A 24032-nucleotide genomic window follows, 5' to 3' on the forward strand; every position below is an offset into this window, starting at 1 on the left:
CCAGAACAATGTCAAAACTTCAAGTTCTTGATCATCCTCTAATTCAACACAAGTTGTCCCTTATTCGTGATGAGAAAACAGGCTCAAAGGAATTTAGGGAACTTGTAGAGGAAGTCGCGATGTTGATGGCTTATGAGGTAACCCGTGATTTTCCCCTCCAAGAAATTGAAGTTAAAACACCGGTTGCAATTGCAAAATCCAAAGTGCTTGCCGGTCGAAAAGTCGGCTTAGTCCCAATCCTGAGAGCTGGGTTAGGTATGGTCGACGGAATGCTTCGACTGATTCCTGCTGCTAAAGTTGGGCATGTTGGCCTGTATCGAGATCCAAAGACCCTTCTCCCTGTCGAGTACTACTGTAAGTTGCCTAGCGACATTGCGGAACGTGACCTTATTGTCATAGATCCTATGTTGGCAACGGGCGGCTCTGCGTCGGCAGCAATTATGTTCCTAAAAGATCGTGGCGCTAAAAATATTAAATTAATGTGCCTGATCGCTGCACCAGAAGGAATACTAGCCGTGCAGACGGCACACTCCGATGTGGATATTTTTGTTGCAGCAGTGGATGAGTGCTTAAACGACCACGGATACATTATACCAGGCCTCGGTGATGCAGGGGACCGATTGTTTGGGACAAAATGATGACACAGGAAAAACGTCCAAGTTGGGATAGTTATTTTATGCAGTTGGCTTTCGTGGTGGCGGGGCGTTCAACATGCCTACGCCGCCAGGTTGGCGCTGTGCTGGTTAAAGAGAAACAAATTTTGAGTACAGGATATAATGGGAGTCCTTCTGGACTCCTACATTGTGATGAAGTTGGTTGTTTGCGGCAGAGCTTAGGCATTCCTTCAGGGGAGCGTCATGAGATCTGCCGTGCTGTGCATGCCGAACAAAATGCCCTAGTACAGGCGGCAAAACATGGGGTCGCGATTGCAGGGGCGGATCTGTATACGACAGTGCAACCATGTGTACAATGTACAAAAATGATAATTAATGCTGGGATACGACGTGTGGTCTATACTCATTCTTATCCGGATCAGCTTGCTGTAGCTATGGCTGGAGAAGCAGGCTTAGAGTTAGTACAACTTGAAGAAAAGTGTGAGACGCGAGACGGGAAGTGCGATACATAACTTCGAGCCTCGAATATCACGTTATCGAGTCTCGATGTAAATCGAAGGGAGTAAAAACTTGAAAAATCCAAAAAAAGTGATGGTCGTGTTTGGTACACGCCCGGAAGCCATAAAAATGGCTCCGGTGATCCGAGCACTTCGACAGAAAGCTGAAATCCTCTGTCAGGTTACAGTGACAGCTCAGCACCGGGAGATGTTGGATCAGGTCTTGGAGCTGTTTAAAATAGTCCCGGATTTTGATCTAAATCTCATGAAGCAGGGCCAAACGCTTACTGATATCACCACTCGAGTCCTTTGCGGCCTCCGGGAGGTTTTTCAACGAGAACTCCCTGACCTTATACTAGTTCATGGTGACACGACAACCACTTTCGTAGCTGCATTGGCCGCGTTTTATGCGCAAATTCCAGTTGGACATATAGAAGCTGGGCTGCGTACAGGTAACAAGTATTCGCCGTTTCCAGAAGAAATGAATCGTAAACTGGCGACCGTTCTTACGGATCTCCATTTCGCTCCCACAGAAACAGCGAAAAAGAACCTTTTACTCGAAGGTGTTGAACCAGAAAAGATATTTGTGACAGGAAATACAGTCATTGATGCATTATTATCCACGATGAAACCAGAGTATGGCTTTCATGACCCTCACATCCAACAAATTCTCGAACAGGGAAAAGAGTTGCGGATGATTTTGGTAACAACCCATCGCAGGGAGAACCTCGGTGAACCGATGCGTCAAATTTATCAGGCTTTGCGTAGTACTCTCGAGATGTTTCCCGATACGTATGTAATATTTCCAGTACATAAAAATCCAAAGGTCCGGAAAGTGGTCACGGAAATACTAGGATCACATCCGAGGGTCAATCTTGTTGAACCGTTGGACTATGAACCATTCGTAAATCTAATGGCAAGGTCACATTTGATTTTGACAGACTCGGGAGGTATTCAGGAAGAAGCCCCTTCACTGGGTATACCAGTCTTGGTGGTTCGGGATACTACAGAACGCCCCGAAGCGGTTGGAGCCGGGACGGTTTCTCTCGTAGGGACCGAGTATGACAGCGTATTTATGGAAATGAAGCGCCTTCTTAGTGACCAAAACGCCTATAAAAAAATGTCCATGGCTTGCAATCCCTATGGAGATGGGTGTGCGGCAGACCGAATTGCGGAGATTATTTCGGGAAAGCGAGTCTAGCGATAGAAAAAAACAATGTATAAAAAAGCACAAAGTAAGGTCAAAGTGTGGTAATATATAAATATTATATGAATTGTAAGAAAGTTGAAGTAAGTTGAGGTATCTTAAGGGAAATTAATAAGCAGTGGTAGTTACAATTCATTGAATATGGGCAGTATTTAGTTAGACCCCTTGACCAATGGATTTATTGATTACATAGAAAAGGTGTAAAAAATGGCGGGGAACCAAAAATCGTCTTGGCAAAAAGGTGTCAACGTGGGGTCAAATATTGCAACAACATTGGCGGGGTTAGTCGCTGGGGGGTTCTTCTTAGGGCGGTACTTGGATTCACGTTGGAATACTCAGCCGTGGTTAACGCTTACCTTAATGTTAGTTGGTCTAGCTCTGGGTGCGACGTACCTAGTGATTACATTAAAAGAGTTTGGGGCAACGGATGATAAAAAGTAGCATAGTAGTCTTATTGAGTGGAACCTCGTGTATATTACTGGGCATAGCCATATCAGGTCAACAATCCTATCTTGGTAGCCTAGTAGGGTACTGGGTTGGGTTTGGCTATATTATATGGATTCATCGTGAAACGCATCGTAGCTCTGAACTTGAGATCCGTTCAGCGCTCAACCGGATGCGCCGAGGCCTCTTGGGTCGGTTAGGTATGGTTACTCTCGTTGTCGTTGCTGTTGCTCGCTTCCAGGCAAGCTGGCTTTTCAGTTTAGCGATAGGGATTGCTGCAGGGGTGATTATTTCCTTTATCTTTGTGGCAATAAATGAAACTAATGGAGAAAGGGGTGATAAAAGAAGTGCATGAAGAAGAGTTAGTTTTATGGCATTTGGGATTTATGACGTTTCATGGCAAAACGCTGATTATGACTTGGATCGTGATGGCCGCTATTCTAGTATTCTGTATGCTGGGAATCCGCCATTTAACCAGTGGTAAACCTGGTAAAATGCAAAATATTTTAGAATGGATTGTTGATTTTGTAAGAGGTCTCATATCTGATAATATGAACTATGAACAGGGACGTCCGCTTCTGGGTTACTTAGTCACGTTAATTATGTTTGTTTTCTTTTCCAATATGCTTGGTCTCATCCCGAATTTCACGTTTACTCTTTTTGAACATCTCGACGTTGAATTCGCTCATTTAAACAAGATTTTCGAGGGACCATCTATGATGTCACCTACTGCGGACATCAATACAACATTGGCCTTAGCCTTGTTAACTATTATTTTAGTAGTTTCCTTAGGTATCAAGACCAAAGGGGTCCATTATTTCCATCACTTTGTAGAACCTTTTAAAGTCTTTGCGATTATTCACATTATTGACTTGCTTTCGAAACCAATGACACTAGCTTTTCGTCTTTTCGGCAATATCTTTGCTGGCGAAGTTTTGCTTAAGGTTATTCTCATGTTGCCGGGATTGTGGGTTCTGCCAGGAATTTTCCCGATGACTATTTGGTTGGCCTTTAGTATTTTCATTGGAGCAATTCAATCGTATGTGTTTGTGGTACTGACTACTGCTTACGTTTCCCAAGCTGTCACGACATCTGATCATTAAGAGCTTTTATTGCTGGTTTTCAGTGGTGCTTGACACTCACTGAGGGAATAATAATTATTTATTCTTGGAACAAGAAAGGAGGAAATCTCATGGATGCACATGCTGCGGCTGCACTCGGTGCAGGAATTGCTGCTGGTTTAGCAGCCCTTGGAGCCTCAATCGGTAACGGTAATGTAATTAGTAAAACAGTTGAGGGTATTGCTCGTCAACCTGAAGCTAAAGCGACATTACAAGCTACAATGTTTATCGGCGTTGGTTTGATCGAGGCTTTGCCACTTCTTAGTTGGGTACTTGCCCTATTACTCATGTTTACAGTAAAGTAGGTTCACGTGATGGGCTAAGCCCATTCTAATTCAAGGGGGAACGAGAGTTCCCCCTTGAAAAAAATCATCCCTATGTCAATCAGACTCGAGAGGGGGGTAGACCATTCTATGGGAAATCCTATTCAAATTGACTTTACGGTAGTGGCAACGGTCATATCTTTCCTGCTGCTCGTTTGGCTGCTTAGCGCTAAGGCTTGGGGTCCGCTAATGAAAATGATGGAAGAACGGCGGACTAACATTGAATCTATGCTTGCTTCGGCAGAAAATGAACGTCAACAGGCTGAGAAAATAAAACGCGAATACCAAGAAGAAATGCGTAAGGCTCGCCAGGAAGCCCAAGAAGTAATCGCTAAAGCCACAAAAGTTAGCGAAATCCGTGCGAATGAAATCCTAGCTGCTTCTCATGAGGAATCAGAAAAGATCAAGAAATCTGCCCTTGTGGATATTCAGCGCGAACGTGACCAGGCAATTGCCGAGGTCAAAGCACAAGTTGCCGATCTGTCAGTCTTAGTGGCTGAGAAAATCATCCGGCAGAAGCTTGACATGAAGGGCCAAGGAGAGCTCATTGAACAATTCATTCAAGAAGTAGGGGAAATGCAATGATAAATGGATCACTTGCTCGAAGGTACTCCCAGGCCTTGTTTGAAATCGCCTCAGAGACGTCCCTTGATTCAATTGATAGCGATTTGCGTGAACTGACAAAGCTGGTGGAAAACAATGCGGAAGTTAAAAGCGTTATGCTTCATCCGCATATTTCACTCAGCATCAAAAAATCTATCATGGAAAAGTTACTGGGAGAAGATTTTGGCGAAGTAACACGTCGTTTCTTTTACTTGTTGATTGACAGGAAGAGGGAAAACCTCTTGCCACTCATTCAACGTGAGTTTAGTCGGCTGGCGGATGAAGCGCGCCAAGTCGTGGAGGCGAAAGTGGCCAGTGCCATAGAACTGAGTACCTCTCAGCTTGACGATCTCAAGAATTCCATTAAAAAGATGACAGGGAAAGACGTCCGCATAATTAGCGAAGTTCGGGCTGAACTCATTGGGGGGATTCTAGTGCAGGTCGGAGATCGCGTGATGGACGGAACTATCGCCCATGCTTTGAACCGAATGCGTGTGGAGTTACGTAGAAACTCAGAGAAACCTCAGGAAGTAGGGGTGAAATAACAGGATGAACTTGCGTCCAGAAGAAATAAGTTCTATTATCAAACAACAAATCGAGAACTATGAGACATCTGTCGATATCGTTGATGTGGGAACCGTTATCCAGGTTGGGGACGGAATTGCCCGTGTTTACGGTTTAGAAAAAGCCATGGCTGGAGAACTCTTAGAGTTTCCTAATGACGTTTATGGGATGGCCATGAACCTTGAAGAAGATAATATCGGTTGCGTAATCTTGGGGTCCTTTATAGGAATCAAAGAAGGCGACCAAGTCAAGCGAACGGGCCGAATTGTGGAAGTCCCTGTAGGTGAGGCTATGATTGGTCGAGTTGTTAATGCACTCGGACAACCAATCGATGGCAAAGGGGAAATCACAACGACTAAGTTTCGTCCGATTGAATCCCAGGCCTCAGGTGTTGTTGGTCGTAAATCAGTACACGAACCTTTGCAAACTGGTCTGAAATCCATCGATGCTATGGTACCAATTGGTCGCGGTCAGCGCGAATTGATCATCGGTGACCGTCAAACAGGTAAAACTGCTGTGGCGATCGATACGATTATCAACCAAAAAGGTCAAGACATCATCTGTATTTATGTTGCTATCGGGCAAAAAGCGTCTACGGTTGCCAGTGTTGTTAAGACGTTGGAGGAACGCGACGCAATGGGTTTCACCATTGTGGTTGCGGCTACTGCATCTGAACCTGCACCGATGCTCTTCATTGCTCCTTATGCTGGATGTGCTATGGGTGAAGAATTCATGTACAATGGCAAGCATGTCCTAATTGTTTACGATGACCTTTCCAAACAAGCGGTAGCTTATCGCGAACTCTCCCTATTGCTAAAACGTCCACCTGGACGTGAAGCATATCCAGGAGACGTTTTCTATCTGCACTCTCGCTTATTGGAGCGTGCAGCGAAGCTGTCTGATGCACTCGGTGGTGGGTCAATGACGGCCCTCCCAATTATCGAGACTCAAGCAGGGGACATGTCCGCCTATATCCCAACTAATGTGATTTCTATCACAGATGGTCAAATTTTCCTTGAAGCTGACCTCTTTAACTCTGGTTTCCGACCTGCTATTAACGTTGGTATCTCCGTCTCTCGTGTTGGAGGTTCCGCGCAAATTAAAGCGATGAAACAAGTTTCTGGCCAACTTCGTTTGGATCTCGCGTCGTACCGTGAATTGGCTGCATTTTCGCAATTCGGATCTGACTTGGATAAAGTCACCCAGAATCGACTCGCACGTGGTCAACGGACATTGGAAATCCTCAAGCAAGGCCAGTATGCACCTTCACCCGTTGAGGAAGAAGTTGTAGTTATCTTTGCAGCAGTTAAAGGATTCATCGACGAAATTGATGTGGACAAGATCGGAAAATTTGAAGTAGAGTACCTGCGTTTCATGCGCTCCGAGAAGGCCGACTTGTTAGAAAAGATTCGCACAGAGAAGGCGCTCTCCAAAGAAATGACCGCCGAGCTTGAAAAAGCGATCAATGATTTCAAGCAGGGATTTTTGGCCTAGAATAAAAAGGAGTAGGTGAATGAGGTGGCAGGAACACAAGATATTCGTCGTCGGATCCGCAGTGTAAAAAATATGCAGCAGATCACAAAGGCGATGAAAATGGTTTCCGCGGCCAAACTCAGAAAAGCCCAACTTAAACTTAACGCTGCCCGCCCCTATGCCCGACAATTGCAAGGAGTTTTGGAACGCCTAGCGCAGGCTCCTGTGGATGCTATTCATCCGCTCTTGAAAAAGCGGCCTGTGCAAAAGGTGGTTTATGTGCTAATAACATCGGACGGTGGTCTCTGCGGAGGGTACAATGCGAACCTCATTCGCAAGACCAGTGGACTAATTGTCGAATCACAGCAGCCGGTTAAGTTGGTGACTGTAGGCCGCAAAGGTCGAGATTTCTTCCGACGCGGTAAAATTGAGTTCTTGGCTGAGTATACGAAACTCGGGGATGACCCAAGTTATAACCAAGCCAAAGAGATTGCCCAGGAAGTGGTTCGCCTTTATGAGCAGGGCGAAGCGGATGAGGTGTATATCTTATATACCGAATTCGTTTCGGCGATGACCCAGAGACCTGCTCAACTCAAATTACTTCCGATTGAACAACCTGCAGGCAAACAAGGTAAACAGTACATTTTTGAGCCGTCTGCGGAAGAAATCCTAAACAATCTGTTGCCGAAGTACGTTGAGACACAGATCTTTCGGACAATTCTAGAAGGAAAAGCGAGTGAGCAAGGGGCTCGGATGACGGCAATGAGTTCGGCTACGGATAATGCCAAGACTATGATTGATAAGCTATCGTTGGCCATGAATAGAGCCCGACAAGCAGCGATCACGACTGAAATATCCGAAATCGTCTCGGGAGCAGCTTCCTTAGAATAAGCTGCCGGAAATACCCAAAAAGGAGGTTTCGCGCCTGTGAATATCGGCAAGGTTTTGCAAGTTTTGGGAGCGGTAGTTGACGTTGAGTTTAAGCCCGACCAACTGCCGGCGATATATAATGCCATTGAGATTAAGGTTCCTGAGCAGAACCTTAATATAACCTTAGAGGTAGCTCAACATCTCGGAAATAACACGGTACGTACTGTTGCAATGTCCTCTACAGATGGGTTGCAACGGGGCATTGATGCAGTCGACACTGGGGCACCGATTACAGTTCCTGTGGGACCTGCAACACTTGGACGAATGGTTAGCGTTTTAGGTTTGCCTATTGACAACGGGGGAGAAGTCATCTCCGATACCCATTATCCAATTCATCGCCCTGCTCCAGCGTTTGCAGATCAAGAACCGTCTACTCGGATTTTGGAAACGGGTATTAAGGTTATTGACTTACTAGCTCCGTACTCTAAGGGCGGAAAAATTGGACTATTCGGAGGTGCCGGAGTCGGTAAGACGGTACTTATTATGGAACTGATCAACAATATCGCTAAGCAACACGGTGGACTTTCCGTATTTGCTGGCGTTGGAGAACGTACTCGTGAAGGAAACGACCTTTGGAATGAAATGAAAGAGTCTGGTGTTATTGACAAGACTGCCATGGTGTTCGGTCAAATGAACGAACCTCCAGGTGCGCGTCTTCGCGTAGGCTTAACAGGACTGACCATGGCGGAATACTTCCGGGATGATCAAGGTCAAGACGTACTCCTCTTCATTGACAACATCTTCCGATTCACCCAAGCAGGTTCTGAGGTTTCGGCCTTGCTCGGGCGGATGCCTTCTGCTGTCGGATATCAGCCGACCTTGGCTACGGAAATGGGTCAACTACAAGAGCGGATTACGTCCACTCGTAAAGGATCTATCACTTCAGTACAAGCAATCTATGTGCCAGCGGATGACTTGACAGACCCTGCTCCGGCAACTGCCTTTGCGCATTTGGATGCAACCACCGTTTTATCCCGTTCAATTGCTGAGATTGGGATTTATCCAGCTGTTGACCCATTGGATTCTACATCGCGAATTCTCTCACCTTTGGTGTTAGGAGAAGAACACTATGCCGTAGCTCGCCGTGTTCAGCAAATCCTCCAGAAATACAAAGAGTTGCAAGATATCATTGCTATTCTGGGTATGGACGAGCTTGCTGAAGATGAGAAACTGATTGTGTTCCGAGCTCGTAAAATTCAACGCTTCTTGTCACAGCCGTTCTTCGTTGCCGAAGCGTTCACGGGTTCGCCAGGAAAGTATGTACCCTTGAAAGACACAATTCGTGGCTTTAGCGAAATTGCGGACGGAAAATACGATCACCTGTCGGAAGCCGCCTTCCTTATGGTTGGATCCATAGAAGAAGTGGTCGAAAAAGCTAAAGCATTGGGGGAATAAGCCATGGCAGGAACATTCTCTCTACAAATTGTCTCTCCTGAAGGAAACGTCCTGAAAGAAGAGGTTGAGTTTGTTGTTCTTCCCGGCGGAGCAGGCGAATTGGGAATTTTGCCGAACCACTCACCCTTGATTGCGGGACTCGATATCGGCGTCATACGGTATACCCAGAATAGCACAGTTAAACGAGTGGCTATTACGGGAGGGTTTGTTGAAGTTACTGATAATTCTGCAACAGTTCTTGCGGACACAGCCGAATTGAGTGAAACAATCGATATCGCTCGCGCGGTTGATGCCAAAGAACGGGCGATGAAGCGTCTGGCCGCACGTTCTAATGAAATCGACTTACGTCGTGCTGAGTACGCGTTGAGAAGAGCAGCGGCTCGCCTTAGTGCCGCAGATGATAAATAATAAGATTACTTAAGTGCATATTGATACGGTGAAAAAAGGCCCTCTGAACGGAGGCCTTTTTTCATTTTTACAAGTCAGTAACGGAATGGTGCATCGTGAGTCGCACCGATTGAATGAAATCATAGTAAAAAGTGAAATTTGTCTCACTAAGTACGTTAGCTTTCTCACTATTTGGCAAAGCTATGGTTAAACCCATAGAAGTGAGAAAGAGGTATTGAAACATGAATGTTAGCCTGACGGAGCGGAAACCAAGCTCTCGGATAAATATACATAAGATACTTATCGCCTGCATTATGATAGTCGGTTTGATTTTGTATTGTTATTGGGTGGATACCCCTTCGAAGGAACCTTCTATTGTCAATAAATCCACGGTACCCTTGCTTTTGAATTCGGGTGAGGTACATACTAAGGAAGCCGATATCACAATAATACTTTGGTTCAAGGATGGAGTTATTCCTCTCGAAACTTGGACAAAACTACCGACTCCTGATTGGACATGGACGTATAATGAGCTTCGAACAGGCAGTGAAAAGGTAGCCGTAACCCTATCTGGAAAGCGACTGATCGATAAGGACGAAGAAAGTGATCTGTATAAATGGTATACTACAATGAATAGAGAACTTGCTAAAGCAGGTGGATTGATTTACATAGATGAGCGCGTCAATCAGACAATGGATATCTCCTCCTACCTGAGCAAAACGAATGCGCAACCTGCTCAATGGGCATTGATAGACAACATGCTATCCATTGCTGCCTATCAAAGGAACATAGACGCAGATGTATTAGCCGGGAAAGATAGAATTAATATACAACTACTAAGCCGAGGGAAGGATACTGAGGGACAAACAGTCTTGGCTATTCCTGCATTGCTGAATGAATTTTAGGCAATATTAATGGAAATTAGTCGAAATAGCAGGAAAAGTGACTCTGTAGAGAGAATAGTAACAAGTCAAGAAGTAATAAGAGTCAAAGTAATAAGAGTCATGACAGGGGGTGTCTAGAAAAATTGAGTAAATTTATTATCACAGGTGGTAAACCGCTTGTAGGAACAATCAACGTGAGTGGGGCAAAAAACGCGGTACTTCCGATCATAGCTGCTAGTCTGCTATGTGCCGAACCCGTTCAACTAGATGACGCGCCAGACTTGCTGGACGTTAATGTAATGAATCAGATCATTTCGGCTTTGGGTGCAACAGTCGAGCGTGACGGCTCTACTCTAAAAATCCATGCCCGTGAGATAGATTGTATTGAGGCTCCATATGACCTTGTATCTCAAATGAGAGCATCTATTGTCACCATGGGACCGCTCTTGGCCCGTAATGGCCATGTGCGTATTTCTCATCCTGGGGGGTGTGCCATCGGATCACGCCCAATTAATTTGCACTTAAAGGGATTAGAGGCATTAGGGGCAGAGGTGAAAATGGATCATGGGTTCTTAGATGTTTCATCGAATGGACTGAAGGGCGCCCGTATTTATTTGGATTATCCAAGTGTTGGCGCCACGGAAAATATTATGATGGCTGCGGCAATGGCTCAAGGGACAACCCTCATTGAAAACGCTGCGCAAGAACCAGAAATTGTTGACCTTGCGACCTTTTTGAACGAAATGGGTGGCAAAGTGCGCGGGGCAGGTACTAGTATTATTCATATTGAAGGGGTTCGTGAGTTTCATGGCACCACTCACACCGTAATTCCCGATCGTATCGAAGCAGGAAGTTACTTACTCATAGCGGCGGCAACGGGGGGAGATGTCTTAGTTCAGAATGTGATTGCTGATCACCTGAAGCCATTGATTGCCAAAATGGAAGAATCCGGGGTTCACATGGTTGAAGAAGGCGACGGAATTCGCATTAGCGGTGACGGTGTCTATGATTCTGTAGATATTAAAACTCAAGTTCATCCTGGATTCCCAACAGACTTACAGGCTCCGTTTATGGCTTTTCTTACCCGTTCAAAGGGTACAGGTTTAATTACTGAAACCGTATTTGAAAACCGTTTCATGCATGTGGATGAACTTAAACGTATGGGAGCGGATATTAAGATCGAAGGACGAAGTGCCATTGTTCAAGGGATAGAACGTCTGAATGCAGCACCAGTGACTGCCACAGATTTGCGAGCTGGGGCAGCCTTGATTCTAGCTGCATTGACAACGGAAGGAACAACAGATATTCGAGGGATCCATCATATTGAGCGCGGTTATGAGAAGGTGGCAGAAAAACTCTCATGTTTAGGTGCGAGTATTGCCCGTGAGGAATAAGAGGGTCCTCGAGACACGTCCTTGGCTATGCGATCGACATGCCAAACTAGGGCTTTAATCCTTTAAATTAAGCAGGCAGGATTCCCGGCAAATCGGACATCCGTGTCCGGTTGCCGGCGGAACACGTCCTGAAGCAGAATAAGAGCGCTGTCTGAGTTTTATGACTCAGAGGCGCTTTTTTTGCGTTCCACGTTCTTATTAGACCCCATTTAGGGCCTTGTGTGACACGAGCGCGATGTCTTTACGTAAGCAACCAGCAAACTTCCGTTTAAGCTCCCACTCTAGATACGGGGCTGAGCACAGGACGTGCGAAGTCGACATAGCGCCAAGGACGGCGCTTATGTCACCATAGTCTCCAGTGGAGATTATGGTGACATAAGCGGGTTCTTTAAAAGAATACTATCGCCGAAGGATGAACCCCGCTCCCCCTATATGAGCTTAAACGGTTAGTTTGCTCTGCGTCCTAGGTACTGAGCGCTGTGTCACACAAGTCCCACATATTCTAAATCCCTTCGGCATAGATTTAAGCATCATGCTTGTACCGAGGAGGGGTCGAATGAAAAAGGAATGGAAATGGTTTATCGGATTATCTCTTTGTATTGTTTTGATAATTCCATGGAGCGTCTTGCGTTGGCATAAAGAGCACCTAATAAAGGATGATGTGGATATTCGAGTCTTAATGCCTAATAATGAAGTCGTAAAATTACCGCTTGAGGACTATCTCTTGGGGGTTGTTGCAGCGGAGATGCCTGCTGAATTTGAGCTGGAAGCTTTGAAGGCACAAGCCGTTGCAGCTCGGACCTATGCAGCAAAACGATTGAGCCAAAGTAATAAGGCTGAGAGTACATATGATGTGGATACCACAGTGCAAACTCAGGCTTGGCTGTCTGATACTCAAATGAGAGATAAATGGGGATGGTTAAATTACTTAAAGTATAAGAGTAAGTTGAATAAAGCTGTAACTGGAACGCGCAGCATGGTCCTCGTGGCCAATGGGGAGTATATCGAGGCTGTTTATCACAGCAGTAGCGGAAGAAAACCAACCGAGCGATCGGAGGAGGTATGGAGCTCGGCCCGTCCTTATCTTCAAAACGTTAGTTCGGGAGAAGTAAATGTACAGCGTTATGTTAAAAGTTTTAGCTTTACATCACAAGAACTTTATATGAAATTAGGAAATGTAGCCCCCCCTCGTGCCTTAACTCCAGCAGACTTTCAAATTTTAGTTAAAACATCGGTGGGAAGAGCCAAGAGTGTAAAGGTGCTGGGAAAGGTGTACACGGCGACCCAATTACGGACATTGTTAGGATTACCCTCAACGGACATTGAAGGGATCGTCCAACAAGAGTGCCTCAAAATTACAACATACGGTAATGGGCATGCGGTGGGAATGTCACAGTGGGGAGCGAATGATTTGGCTAAGAAGAACTTAAAGGTAGATGAGATTTTGCTTCATTATTATCCTGGAACTAAGCTCATGGCGTTAGGGTATAAACAGTGAATCAAAATTGTTATAAGAATGGTTAAGTCTAAAACTAGCTTAATTCGGCAAGGCTAGATTTAGAGGTGAGTCGAATGAACCGTCGCAAAGGGTCTATAAGTTGGGCTTTAGTTTGGGGTTTCCTAGTATTAGCGGGAGGTATGACTCTTTATAATGGCTACCTAGGTGCCATAGCTTCCTCTTCCCAGGAGAGGATATCCTTAAACAGTGAAAAAGACCAAGCCGTGACAGCGCGTACTACAAGTGACCAAGAAACTGGGGCAGCAGCCTTGATAATGCAAAATAGAACCGGAGAATTGAAGGAGCTTGACCAAGCAGGTGTCGCCAATACCACCGACAAAGATCAAGTAATTCAAGGAGAACCAAAACTTAAGGATTTCCCATGTCCAGTTCAGGGGAAGCTTTTAAGGAACGTAGGTAATTATTATTCAGAGGCCTTTAATAATTACCTCTTTCATGCCGGTATGGATTACGCGGAGCCAGAAGGAACCGTGATCCGGGCAACTCATGGAGGAAAAGTTATCTTCTCAGGGCTAGATTCTACACTAGGCCAGAAAGTGACTTTGGACTGTGGCAAAGGTTGGGTAGTCACGTACGGGGGCTTAGATAACCTGCGAGTAAAGCATGGGGATATAGTAGAGAATCAAGATGCGCTCGGTCAGGTTGGATATTACACTGCTACTGAGGGGAAAAGTGATCAACCTCAACTTCACTATGAAGTATGGCATGGAGATGAAGTGCAAAGGCCTTAGGTAAGGGCAATTCATGAATTGTTCTACTAAATAGATGAATTGCTTTTAACGGATAGACATAAATCACCCCTCCGGATAGACATAAATTGTCCTCCGGATAGACATCACAGTATTTACCAACTAAGGACATCCTTTTATGGATGTCTTTTTCTGTTGTGCATGCATATAAATGTACTACACTGTGGACGAAGGAGGGCTCTGCGTGCAAGAATATATACGCAAACGGGTGCTCGATATTGGAACATACATATTAGAATCGAGTGCAACGGTGAGACAAACGGCTGATGTGTTTGGTGTGTCAAAAAGCACGGTTCATAAAGATGTGACAGAACGGTTACCCTTAGTAAATGAGAAGCTATCAATGGAAGTAAAGCATATTCTAGAAACTAACAAGGCAGAACGACATATTCGGGGAGGGGAGGCAACTCGGAAAAAATACCAAGAATTATAGAGGTACATGGAAGAAATTATACGAGATTTCGAATTTAATTAAAAACAACAAAGGAATTTGAGATTATATCACGAATCAATGCATTATCAATGCATAAATAGCGAATCTCCCGTGAGGGAGATTATGCTATTTGTTTATATATTGAATCGAGATGGACAAGCTATTGATGACGAAAGGGGTATCTCCGCTGATGTTTGGAATTGAACTCGGAATTGACTTGGGTACAGCGAGTGTTTTGGTTTATGCAAAAGGAAAAGGGATCATTTTACATGAACCCTCAGTGATTGCCATAGATCGCAATACGAATAAACGCATTGCCGTAGGAGAAGAAGCACGGTTAATGATCGGCCGCACACCAGGGAATATTGTGGCTGTACGCCCGATGCGAGATGGGGTAATCGCGGATTACCAAACTACAGAACTTATGCTGAAATATTTTCTGGAAAAAGCAGGTGCCAAACGCTGGCCTTTCTTTAAAACGCGTGTCGTAGTTTGTATTCCTTCGGGAGTAACAGAAGTGGAACAACGGGCAGTAAAACAGGCGGCATACCAGGCCGGTGCCAAGGATGTGAAAGTGGTTGAAGAACCATTTGCAGCAGCATTGGGGGCTGGATTGGATATATCTGGACCAACAGGAAGTATGGTTGTGGATATTGGGGGAGGAACTACGGATATTGCAGTGCTTTCGCTTTATGGAATAGTGGTAAAACAGAGCCTACGGATAGGCGGAGATAAATTTGATGAGGCCATTACCCGTTATATTCGTCGTGAGCATAATCTTATGATTGGAGAACGTACGGCTGAGGAAATTAAAATTGCAATCGGCACTGCTATCCCAGAGGGGCGTCCATCCGCTGAGATTGATGTTCGAGGACGTAATTTGATTACGGGTTTGCCTAAAACCGTCAGGGTTAATTCCCAAGAGTGTTTTGTTGCGCTTGAGGAATCTATTGAAGCGATAGTAGCTGGAGTAAAGGAAGTTTTGGAACGAACTCCGCCAGAATTAGCCTCGGATATTCTGGATAAAGGAATTGTTATGACTGGGGGAGGGTCCTTGATATACGGTTTTGATACACGTCTTTCTCGCGAAACGGGATTGCCAGTCAGTATAGCTGAAGAGCCTATTTCTTGCGTGGCATTAGGTACCGGTAAGGTGCTAAATGGGCGTTTTTAGATAGCTTGGGTCGGCGGGGATGCGGAATGCCGCCGGGGGTCACTGCCTGAGCTGTTGTTACTTCTCAGCCACCCTAGTTGTCTACTATCACAGCTAAGCAAAGAATGCAATGAAATTGTTACTTGCAATTTTACTGCATTCTTTCTCGTAATCAGGCAGGATGTGTTAAGATGGAGGTATTCGTTGGAAGGGAAGATTTTCTATGAGAGTTGATATTCTGGGAATCACCGTAGATACATATTCCATGCAAGAGACGGTGGATCAGATCCGTCAGGCGGTAGAAGGTCAGATCCCGATGCGTGTTGTTACGGCTAATCCAGAGATGATCTTTGCCTCAGAACGGAATGCTAGGCTCAAAAAGCTAATAAATTCGGCGGATATTGTAACAGCAGATGGGATCGGAGTGGTTTGGGCTGCCCGTAGGTTAGGTGCTCAAGTAATGGAGAGAGTTACAGGAATTGATTTGGTCCATGGATTGTTCCCTATTGCACATGTTGGGAAATGGCGAATTTTCTTTTTGGGAGGGAAACCAGGCGTGGCAGAACAAGCGGCAAATCAGGTTGTTCTGATGAACGATGGGATATCATGGGATGCAATGCACGGTTACTTCAGCGCGAAAGAAGAACCTAAAATATTAGAAAAAATCCAGAACTTTCAGCCTGATGTCTTGCTTGTTGGGTTGGGTGCACCCCGCCAAGAATATTGGATTGCTGAGCATCCTGGATTAGCTACTGTTAGTATAGGCGTAGGCGGGAGTTTCGATGCCTTAGCTGGGATCGTAGTTCGCGCGCCGAAAAGCATTCAAGACCTTCATATTGAGTGGCTTTATCGCTTGTGGAAGGAACCCTGGCGTTGGAAACGCCAAGCCGTGTTGCCGCAATTTGTAATAAAAGTCCTAAGGCAAGGATTTAGGCGAAAGACCCCATGAAATCCTCCCTAATGAAAATAGGGAAGATTTTGACCATACCCCCTAAAAGAAATAAATTGCTTCGTATTACAGGATAGGAGGAAAGGAAACATGCCAGAATGGGAAGACAAAGAGTTGTGGCAGCGTTTGAAAGAGGACTCGGAAGCCCGAGATGCTTTCTTGGCCGGATATCAGACGTTTATTCGTCATGTAGCTAGTCAGGCGTGTTTCCACACTCTGGAATGGGGCAGAGATGACGAATTATCGGAGGCGTTGATTGCCTTTAATGAAGCAATTGATTTGTTTATTACTGATAAAGAAGTCCCATTTTTAGCCTATGCGCGTGTATTAATGAAACGCAGACTGATCGATTATCATCGTAAGAATCACTTGAAGCAGGTCATATCCCTTGACCAAGGGGACATCGGACGAGGGATTGATATACATATTGGCTTAGATGAATTTCGAGAGCAAGAGCAAAACAGAGAACGGGCAGAGGAAATTCAACAGTTTTCTAGAGCCTTGGTCTCGTTTAATCTTACCTATCAAAGCTTGGTGGAAGTTTCTCCGAAACATCGAGATTCACGGGAGACATTACTCCGTGCCGCTCGAGAATTAGCCTTTGACTCTGAGTTATGGCCCCAAGTTGAACGCAGCGGAAAGGTCCCTATGCAAGCCTTAGCATTGAAAACCCAAATACATCCTAAGATCTTAGAACGAGGGCGAAAGTACATTTTAGCGGTCGCGTTACTGATGGCAAACCAACATGACTATGTTTATTTACGAGAATATGTGCTTATGCGGGAAGGAGGGCGAAAGGATGAGTAAAATGAAAGCCGTAGTGCTGGAAAAGTCCGGATCACGATATACTGTTCTTGGTCAGGACGGCACCTTTCGCCAAGTTCATAGACGACTGAACGCGGAGGTGGGCGAAGAAGTTCAAATCCAACTATGGAATGAATACTTTAGTGGGATTCGCATATGGGCAGGGGCTGTAGCAGTTTTCGTATTAGTACTTACGGCTCTCCTAGGATGGAACCTGTATCAAGCGCCAACCGCGGTAGCCTTACTATCGGTCGATATTAACCCCAGCTTACAATTTGTGCTGGATAAACAGGGCAATTTATTGAAATTTGAAACTCAAAATGAGGATGCTAAGCGAATGCTAAGTCAAATTAACCTAAAGGGGAAACCGATTGAAGAGGTTTTAGAACAAATAATTATCCAGGCATATGATGAAAAATTTCTTAGTTCTCAGCAGCCTTGGGTTATGATTGGATATTCACCAATGAATAACAAAACCATAGAGCAAATGCCTAAGGAACTCAATGAGGGTCAAATTAGCTCATGGGTCACAGAAATAGGCAAGAAAAAAGGCCTCACCCCCCAGGTTGCGGTATTCTCCTTGAATTCTCAGGAAAAGGAGCTTGCTCAAAAAGGAGAGCTGACTTTGGGGGAGTATGCGCTTTGGCAGACTGCAGATAAAGCAGGAGTCGTGACGCAACCGGAGAAACTAAAAGATACTTCAGAACGGGTTCGGTTACTTGAAAACCCACAGGTTCAAGCGCAGATCAAGACGGAAAAGACGGAAAGTAAAGTTGTTTTACCAAAAGCATCGGGTACTGGGAAACAAGACTCGGGAGTAATAGGTAAATTAGGGGAAGATGGCACACCGAAACTTCTGCCCGGAGGGAAATTTTTCTCTCCGTTCAAGGTTCTAGGTCCTCGTATTGACAAGAGTAGAAGTAGTGTTACCGATAAGCAAAAGGATCAGGATAACGTTAAGAACGAGCAAAAGGACCAGGATAACGTTAGGAACGAGCAAAAAGATCGGGATAACGTTAGGAACGAGCAAAAGGATCAGGATAACATTAGGAACGAGCCAAAGAATCAGGATAACGATAGGGATAAGCAAAAGAATCAGGATACAACTAAAGTTGAGGATAAGCAGAAGGCAAAAGATCAGGATAAAGTCAAGAACAGAGAGAATGAAGAGACACAGCGGATGAAGTATGACAAAATTTATACGCCAGAGAATTTAAAGCCCAACACATCCCATACCTATAAATTCCCGGATTTCGATTGGAATAAACAACAAAGACGTTGATACATAAAAAAGGTTGAGCTTAGCTCAACCTTTTTTATATTACTCAGCAAGTGGTAAATAGTGTACTTATATATGAAGATGCGCTGTTCTTCAGCAGGCGAGGTATTTTTTATCAAGTAGGCGTGTGTATACTTGCTCCGTTTCTCTTACCATACTATCTATGGAAAACCTAGGCCAGCGGCTTAGGCCAGAAAGAACAAGGGACTTTGCCAAATCCGGATTGTTAATAAGCTTAGAACAGGCGGTACTAAACGCTGCCACGTCGCCTGGGGGAACAAGCAGCCCGTCTTTCCCGGCGCGGACGACTTCAGGAATTCCGCCAACAGCACTGGCAACAATCGGGACCCCAGCCTGCATAGCTTCAAGAAGGACTAATCCCATTCCTTCACTAACTGAGGGTAAGACGAAAAGATCCATAGCCGGAAGCGTTTCATAGGCCCGAGGTAGGTACCCTGTTAAAGTATAGGGGATGCCACTCTGTTTTAGTTCCAATTCTAGATCTGAGCGTTGGGGGCCGTCCCCAATGATCAATAGGTGAAGAGTTGGAAATTGCAAGTGTAGATGGGCTGCAGCCTTAATTAAAGTAGTGTGTCCCTTTGTAGGATGAAGACGACCAATCGTTCCTAGGACGAGAGCATCAGCTGGAATTCCCCATTGTAAGCGGAACTGCTGCCGGGAAGCAGACGGATTAGCAAAGACAATGGGGGCTTGACCATTATAAATTGTTTCTAGATTCCGCCCTCCCCTTGCGGCAACTTCTTTTGCTAAATATTCGGAGACGGTGATAATCCCTGAGGTTAAGGGTAGGGTCAGGCGATCAATTCTTAAGGCTATATGAGCAGACCAAGCGGAAAGATAATCATGGGCTAGGGAACTATGGACAGTAGTTAGGCTGGGGATACCCAACCATTTTGCACTCAGTCTTCCTAGGAGGTTTGCCCGGGAACCGTGGGTGTGAATAAGATTAATTTCTTTTTTACGGGCCCAACGGATGAGGTTGGGGAGGGGACTTAGGTCAATAGGAAAGTGCATTGGGAGGGTTCTAGAGGGAATATCGGATTCGCGGGCAAGGGCTGCGAACGGTCCATGGGTTAGGCAGAGAAGATGGGGGGTGAAACGAGACCGATCTAATCCATTAAGCAGAGTCAACACATGCTGCTCAGCCCCACCGATTTCTCCCCCACCTATAATATGTAAAATTTTGTAGGGTTTCACGGCTTGCTTCTTCCTTTCAGCCTCTAATTTGGGTATACTGGTTATTAGTAGAAAACATACCTATTCATATCATAAGACAATTGGGTTCATATCGGCAAGTAGTTCTCAATATTCGAATCGAGTTCGGAAGACGAACGACAAAGACAAACGACAATGACGAACCACGTACTAAGGAGGAGTTCCATTGCTAGAGAGCCAAGAGATCCAAGAAATTATTCCTCATCGTTATCCCTTTCTTATGGTTGATCGTATCATAGAATTAGAAGAAGGAAAAAGGGCTGTAGGAATTAAGAACGTCTCCGGCAATGAACCGTTCTTTCAGGGCCACTTTCCAGGTCACCCCATTATGCCAGGTGTTTTGATTATGGAAGCACTTGCCCAAGTTGGTGCCGTAGTCATCCTTAAGATGCCAGAATATGCTGGCCATTTGGCGCTGTTTGCAGGCCTAGACGATGTCAAGTTTAAGAGACAAGTGATTCCTGGAGATCAGCTCCGTTTGGAAGTAGAGCTTATTAAATTTCGTAAAACGTTTGGTGTAGCCCAGGGTAAAGCGTATGTTGGGGAAGCTTTAGCTGCAGAGGGCACCCTTAAATTCTTCTTAGAACGGAACCCAGCCCAGTGATCGGTTCAACGTTACAAAAAGTCAGCAGAGCTAGGAGCAACAAAGCACGCCTCCTAGCTCTTTTTCTAGCTTTAAGTGTCATAGAAGGGCTGTATTTCCCTAAAGAATTGTTATTGTTTGGATTCACCTTATCTTTCTATGTTCTGATTTCCTATTCACACAGACGGTTTCATTTCATGACAGAGACGGTTTCTGTTTTTGGTATTACAGACATCTTACTATGGGGGATGCTCTTCCTTTCTATGTTAGGGATTCTGCATCCTATCAGAGTTCAGGATGGGTTGCTAGAAGCCTTGAGTTGGGGCATCTTCTGGTTTGCCTATCGATTGGGGGTACAGATATCTTCTAATGAAACTGAAAAACAGCATTTAGTGCAATATATACAATGGCTTGCTATCGTTGTAGCTTTGATAGGTTGGTTGCCTTATGTGATTAGGGTGGCGGGAAGGTTAAGTTCCGTCTTTGGTTACCCTAATGCCACAGCGGCTTTTTTGGGAGCAGTACTCTTACTTCGCCCACATAGTAAACTAGTGCAGATCATTCTGGGAGTTTCTTTATTAGGCACGGGTTCACGAGCTGGAGTGGGGTTATTTTTGGTAGTTTTTACTGGACAACAAATATTATTAGGCATCCCATCAGTCTATGAGTGGCGACAAAGATTCCAGAAGAAGGGGCTAAAAGGACTTTGGCCAATTTTACTTGTACTTGCAAGTACAATCTTCCTGTTGCTCTATAACAGACCAGTTTGGGACAATTTTGCATCTATTGGTTTCTCATCCTCGAGTTGGCAAGAACGGTTAGTCTACTATAAAGACGGGATAACTCTGGCTTGGAACGCAGGAGGCCTTCCCCAAGCCGGCGGATGGATGGCCTTTCCCACTGTTCAACGCTTTCCATATTGGACCGCAGACCCCCATTCGGGCTTTATTCATATCTTACTGAACCAGGGAATCCTAGGGGTGTTAAGTGTGGGAATTTGGATTATCTATAGTCTTGCACAGGCCTGGAAGTATTGGAGCAAATCAAGGCCAGAATTAGAAGAAACAAGATCACAAGTTCAGGCGTGGGGGGCCTTGCTATTTTTAGGATTACATAGTCTAGTGGATGCTGATTTCTCCTTTGCGGCTTTGGGCTTTTTATTTTGGCTATTATTTGGAATGATTCAAAAACGAGAAGAACGCATTCGCCACTCCATATTCGTGCACAAATTAGCGGCCAATCTGAGCGGCAAGGGAATGCTCGTGCTAAGTATAACCCTTTGTCTAGGTAGTGGGAACGTACTGTTAAATCCTACCCTTTTAGAGAGAGAGCAGAGTTGGAATAAACAGGCCAATCAATGGCGTGAACAGGACCCAGTTAAAAGTAATGTGCTCTGGGACAGAAGTTTGAATTGGGATCAGACCCAAGTAGGAACGCGACGAGATCAGGCAAGCCATTTATTACGTAGAGGAAACCTAGAAACTGGACTTAAGGCGGTTGAAGAAGTAATTGACTGGCAGCCTTTTGATCCAGAAACGTATGAATGGGCTCAAGCGATTGTTTGGGATACTGCGGAGGTGCAGCGTCACACTTACCCAGAAAAGGCAAGTATGCTCTATCGCTGGGTCGAAAGTGTACCTCAGAAGATTGAGGATAGAGTGGCCTTACTTACCCCAACTGATCGCTTGCTTTGGCGAGGGTACAAGGATTTTCAACCATCTCAGCATATTCAACTCTTGGCTGAGTATGCTCGGCAAAGATAGAGAGGGATATGTATGAAATTTTTCCTAAGGTTAGATATAAAAGGTAACGTCAGTTTTTCTCCATATAAGGAAATGGGCAAGCAAGGTAATGTTGTTGTTAGCTATCTTAGTACACCTCTCTCTTTGAGGAATATTCAGATCATTCAGGAGCGGTTACATCGGCGAGACCCCTTTGCTTTTTGGGACATAAGATCCATTCAGAAGGATAATAAGCTTGAGATTATGAAGATACTTAAAGGGTTCGGCTGGAACGAGGCAGACTTAACCTGGCAGGAGTGCCCCCCTATTCTAGCGATGAGTCAAGGTCTACTAGAGGAAAAAGACAAGGAGGTCGAAATAGCGTTTAACCTTCTGACCAGGGGACGGCAATTATCTATGAGGGATCTTCGGGGGCTTGCCCGACAACTTAAGATTAAAGAAGATGACATAAAAAAACTTGCTCATTCCAACGTGGAAAAGGGAAGGGCGCAGTGGGTTCCTGCGGTGAGATCAATCGGCACTGGTTGGCAGTGTCAACGATGTGGGGAAAGGGACGTGGAAGAGTGGCCCAGTCAGTACGAAATGGCCGCCACCTGTCGAGGGTGCGAGAGTATTGGATCAAGCACTTCTCTGGATGTTCTATATCGAGATGAACGTTCACTCTTGATTGGTCCTTCTGAGGTTTGCTTCCATCCACATTGGGTGTTAACAGATGCCCAACGTATTGCCAGTGAACAAGTGTTTGAATTTATCAATGACCACTGTGAAGACTCAGCACTTCTCTGGGCAGCATGTGGTGCAGGGAAAACTGAGGTCTGTTTTCCGTCGGCAGCATGGGCATTGAAACAAGGGAAATCCGTGCTTTTTGCCGCGCCGCGTCAAGATGTTATTAATGACATCGCGCCAAGGCTTCAACGAGACTTTCCAGATTATCCATTTCAAGTGTTAACTGGGACATCTACGGCTAAATTCCAGCGAGGAGGCATGGTTCTAGCGACCACGCACCAAGTACTAAGATTTTGGCGAGCTTTTGATCTGATATTTATGGATGAGATCGATGCCTTCCCATATCAGGGAAACCGTGCTTTGGAATGGGGATTGAACCACGCTCTGCGCCAAGGGGGTAAAATACTCTATTTGACGGCAACTCCTTCGTCGGAAAGTTTAAAGGCGGTGAGGCAAGGCAAGATGCGATTGATCAGGCTTCCGGCACGGCACCATCGCACTTCATTGCCGGTACCAATTTGGGAAAAATCCCGTCGCTCTATAAATCCCAACGAGTGGACAGGTGTAGGGGCATCTCTGATTAAGTCATTAAGGATACAGGGACCTGTGTTAGCCTTCGTTCCAAAGATTTCTTGGATTGAACCGTGGATTAAATGCTTCCGACAGAGTTTTCCTGATTGGAATGTTGACGGTAGCTACAGTGCAGACCCAAGTCGTGCCTCTAAAATTGAGCGTTTGCGTCAGGGGGAGGTTGACCTTTTCGTTAGTACTACGATCTTGGAGCGCGGGATCACCTTGCCGGGGATTCAAGTAGTGGTGCTAGAGGCCGATCACCCGGTATTTGATGAGCGCGCTTTAGTGCAAATGGCCGGAAGGGTGGGACGAACCCAAGAAAGCCCAGGGGGAAGGGTCGTATTTATGTCTGTACGCAGCACACCGGCGATGCAGACCGCAGGTCAGTGGATTGAGGCGCAAAATCGACTTGCCATGGAGCTAGGACTTATCGAGGCATAAAATAGATAT

The 24032-nt window shown here is 45.3% G+C and carries 26 protein-coding genes; 25 read left to right on the forward strand and 1 reads right to left on the reverse strand.

Going from position 1 to position 24032, the window contains the following annotated elements:
- The first annotated feature begins 8 nt into the window (after positions 1–8).
- The 22 genes from upp (at position 9) to E4K67_RS19605 (ending at position 18725) form a co-directional block, all read left to right on the forward strand.
- Complete coding sequence (upp, locus tag E4K67_RS19500; protein ID WP_135549773.1) at positions 9–638, forward strand: uracil phosphoribosyltransferase; 630 nt, start codon at positions 9–11, stop codon at positions 636–638.
- Positions 638–1126: a deoxycytidylate deaminase gene (locus E4K67_RS19505; RefSeq protein WP_135549945.1), complete on the forward strand. Its 489-nt coding sequence runs from the start codon at positions 638–640 to the stop codon at positions 1124–1126. The genes upp and E4K67_RS19505 overlap by 1 nt, the downstream gene beginning before the upstream one ends.
- Before the next feature lie 79 nt (positions 1127–1205).
- A complete protein-coding gene (gene wecB / locus E4K67_RS19510; protein WP_135549946.1) occupies positions 1206–2312 on the forward strand; it encodes a non-hydrolyzing UDP-N-acetylglucosamine 2-epimerase in 1107 nt (368 codons plus the stop codon).
- 213 nt (positions 2313–2525) lie between these two features.
- Entirely contained in the window at positions 2526–2759 is a 234-nt protein-coding gene (locus tag E4K67_RS19515) for an AtpZ/AtpI family protein (RefSeq protein WP_135549775.1), read from the forward strand.
- Positions 2746–3117, forward strand: coding sequence for a hypothetical protein (locus tag E4K67_RS19520; RefSeq protein ID WP_135549777.1), 372 nt, complete (start codon positions 2746–2748; stop codon positions 3115–3117). Before E4K67_RS19515 ends, E4K67_RS19520 begins: the two co-directional genes overlap by 14 nt.
- Complete coding sequence (gene atpB / locus E4K67_RS19525; protein WP_135549948.1) at positions 3086–3865, forward strand: F0F1 ATP synthase subunit A; 780 nt, start codon at positions 3086–3088, stop codon at positions 3863–3865. Before E4K67_RS19520 ends, atpB begins: the two co-directional genes overlap by 32 nt.
- A gap of 89 nt (positions 3866–3954) precedes the next feature.
- The gene (gene atpE, locus E4K67_RS19530) at positions 3955–4188 is read left to right on the forward strand and encodes a F0F1 ATP synthase subunit C (protein WP_135549779.1); all 234 of its coding nucleotides are present in this window, start codon (positions 3955–3957) and stop codon (positions 4186–4188) included.
- Positions 4189–4296: 108 nt separating this feature from the next.
- Positions 4297–4791 (forward strand): F0F1 ATP synthase subunit B, encoded by a 495-nt coding sequence (atpF, locus tag E4K67_RS19535; protein ID WP_135549781.1) that lies wholly within the window; start codon positions 4297–4299, stop codon positions 4789–4791.
- Positions 4788–5354: an ATP synthase F1 subunit delta gene (gene atpH, locus E4K67_RS19540; protein WP_135549783.1), complete on the forward strand. Its 567-nt coding sequence runs from the start codon at positions 4788–4790 to the stop codon at positions 5352–5354. Before atpF ends, atpH begins: the two co-directional genes overlap by 4 nt.
- 4 nt (positions 5355–5358) lie before the next feature.
- Complete coding sequence (gene atpA / locus E4K67_RS19545) at positions 5359–6867, forward strand: F0F1 ATP synthase subunit alpha (protein WP_135549785.1); 1509 nt, start codon at positions 5359–5361, stop codon at positions 6865–6867.
- A 24-nt stretch (positions 6868–6891) separates the two neighbouring features.
- A complete protein-coding gene (gene atpG, locus E4K67_RS19550) occupies positions 6892–7737 on the forward strand; it encodes an ATP synthase F1 subunit gamma (protein WP_135549787.1) in 846 nt (281 codons plus the stop codon).
- Between the two features lie 36 nt (positions 7738–7773).
- Positions 7774–9171, forward strand: coding sequence for a F0F1 ATP synthase subunit beta (atpD, locus tag E4K67_RS19555; RefSeq protein WP_135549789.1), 1398 nt, complete (start codon positions 7774–7776; stop codon positions 9169–9171).
- A gap of 3 nt (positions 9172–9174) precedes the next feature.
- A complete protein-coding gene (locus E4K67_RS19560; RefSeq protein ID WP_135549791.1) occupies positions 9175–9579 on the forward strand; it encodes a F0F1 ATP synthase subunit epsilon in 405 nt (134 codons plus the stop codon).
- A 221-nt stretch (positions 9580–9800) separates the two neighbouring features.
- Positions 9801–10463, forward strand: a complete 663-nt coding sequence (locus E4K67_RS19565) for a hypothetical protein (protein ID WP_243454545.1) — start codon at positions 9801–9803, stop codon at positions 10461–10463.
- Between the two features lie 122 nt (positions 10464–10585).
- Positions 10586–11836, forward strand: coding sequence for a UDP-N-acetylglucosamine 1-carboxyvinyltransferase (gene murA / locus E4K67_RS19570; RefSeq protein WP_135549793.1), 1251 nt, complete (start codon positions 10586–10588; stop codon positions 11834–11836).
- Positions 11837–12392: 556 nt separating this feature from the next.
- Positions 12393–13334 (forward strand): stage II sporulation protein D, encoded by a 942-nt coding sequence (spoIID, locus tag E4K67_RS19575; protein WP_135549795.1) that lies wholly within the window; start codon positions 12393–12395, stop codon positions 13332–13334.
- A 74-nt stretch (positions 13335–13408) separates the two neighbouring features.
- A complete protein-coding gene (locus E4K67_RS19580) occupies positions 13409–14086 on the forward strand; it encodes a M23 family metallopeptidase (protein ID WP_135549796.1) in 678 nt (225 codons plus the stop codon).
- A gap of 202 nt (positions 14087–14288) precedes the next feature.
- Positions 14289–14537: a sporulation transcriptional regulator SpoIIID gene (gene spoIIID / locus E4K67_RS19585; protein ID WP_135549797.1), complete on the forward strand. Its 249-nt coding sequence runs from the start codon at positions 14289–14291 to the stop codon at positions 14535–14537.
- A 190-nt stretch (positions 14538–14727) separates the two neighbouring features.
- Positions 14728–15711 (forward strand): rod shape-determining protein MreB, encoded by a 984-nt coding sequence (gene mreB, locus E4K67_RS19590; protein WP_135549951.1) that lies wholly within the window; start codon positions 14728–14730, stop codon positions 15709–15711.
- A gap of 202 nt (positions 15712–15913) precedes the next feature.
- Complete coding sequence (locus E4K67_RS19595; RefSeq protein ID WP_135549799.1) at positions 15914–16639, forward strand: WecB/TagA/CpsF family glycosyltransferase; 726 nt, start codon at positions 15914–15916, stop codon at positions 16637–16639.
- Positions 16640–16729: 90 nt separating this feature from the next.
- Complete coding sequence (locus E4K67_RS19600; RefSeq protein WP_135549801.1) at positions 16730–17446, forward strand: sigma-70 family RNA polymerase sigma factor; 717 nt, start codon at positions 16730–16732, stop codon at positions 17444–17446.
- Positions 17439–18725, forward strand: a complete 1287-nt coding sequence (locus tag E4K67_RS19605) for an anti-sigma-I factor RsgI family protein (protein WP_199242596.1) — start codon at positions 17439–17441, stop codon at positions 18723–18725. Before E4K67_RS19600 ends, E4K67_RS19605 begins: the two co-directional genes overlap by 8 nt.
- Positions 18726–18815: 90 nt before the next feature.
- Here the strand turns inward: E4K67_RS19605 and E4K67_RS19610 are convergent, their stop codons facing one another.
- Positions 18816–19940 carry a glycosyltransferase gene (locus tag E4K67_RS19610; protein WP_135549803.1) on the reverse strand — a complete coding sequence of 375 codons (1125 nt, stop codon included), beginning with the start codon at positions 19938–19940 and terminating at the stop codon, positions 18816–18818.
- Positions 19941–20124: 184 nt separating this feature from the next.
- On the opposite strand from E4K67_RS19610, the gene fabZ reads away from it, so the two are divergent.
- The 3 genes from fabZ to E4K67_RS19625 all read left to right on the forward strand — a co-directional run bounded on the left by fabZ (position 20125) and on the right by E4K67_RS19625 (position 24023).
- Positions 20125–20562: a 3-hydroxyacyl-ACP dehydratase FabZ gene (fabZ, locus tag E4K67_RS19615; protein WP_135549805.1), complete on the forward strand. Its 438-nt coding sequence runs from the start codon at positions 20125–20127 to the stop codon at positions 20560–20562.
- A gap of 176 nt (positions 20563–20738) precedes the next feature.
- Complete coding sequence (locus E4K67_RS19620) at positions 20739–22304, forward strand: O-antigen ligase family protein (RefSeq protein WP_243454546.1); 1566 nt, start codon at positions 20739–20741, stop codon at positions 22302–22304.
- A gap of 12 nt (positions 22305–22316) precedes the next feature.
- Positions 22317–24023: a helicase-related protein gene (locus E4K67_RS19625; protein ID WP_135549809.1), complete on the forward strand. Its 1707-nt coding sequence runs from the start codon at positions 22317–22319 to the stop codon at positions 24021–24023.
- Positions 24024–24032: the final 9 nt, after the last annotated feature.

This window comes from Desulfosporosinus fructosivorans (genome assembly GCF_004766045.1).
Lineage (GTDB): Bacteria > Bacillota > Desulfitobacteriia > Desulfitobacteriales > Desulfitobacteriaceae > Desulfosporosinus > Desulfosporosinus fructosivorans.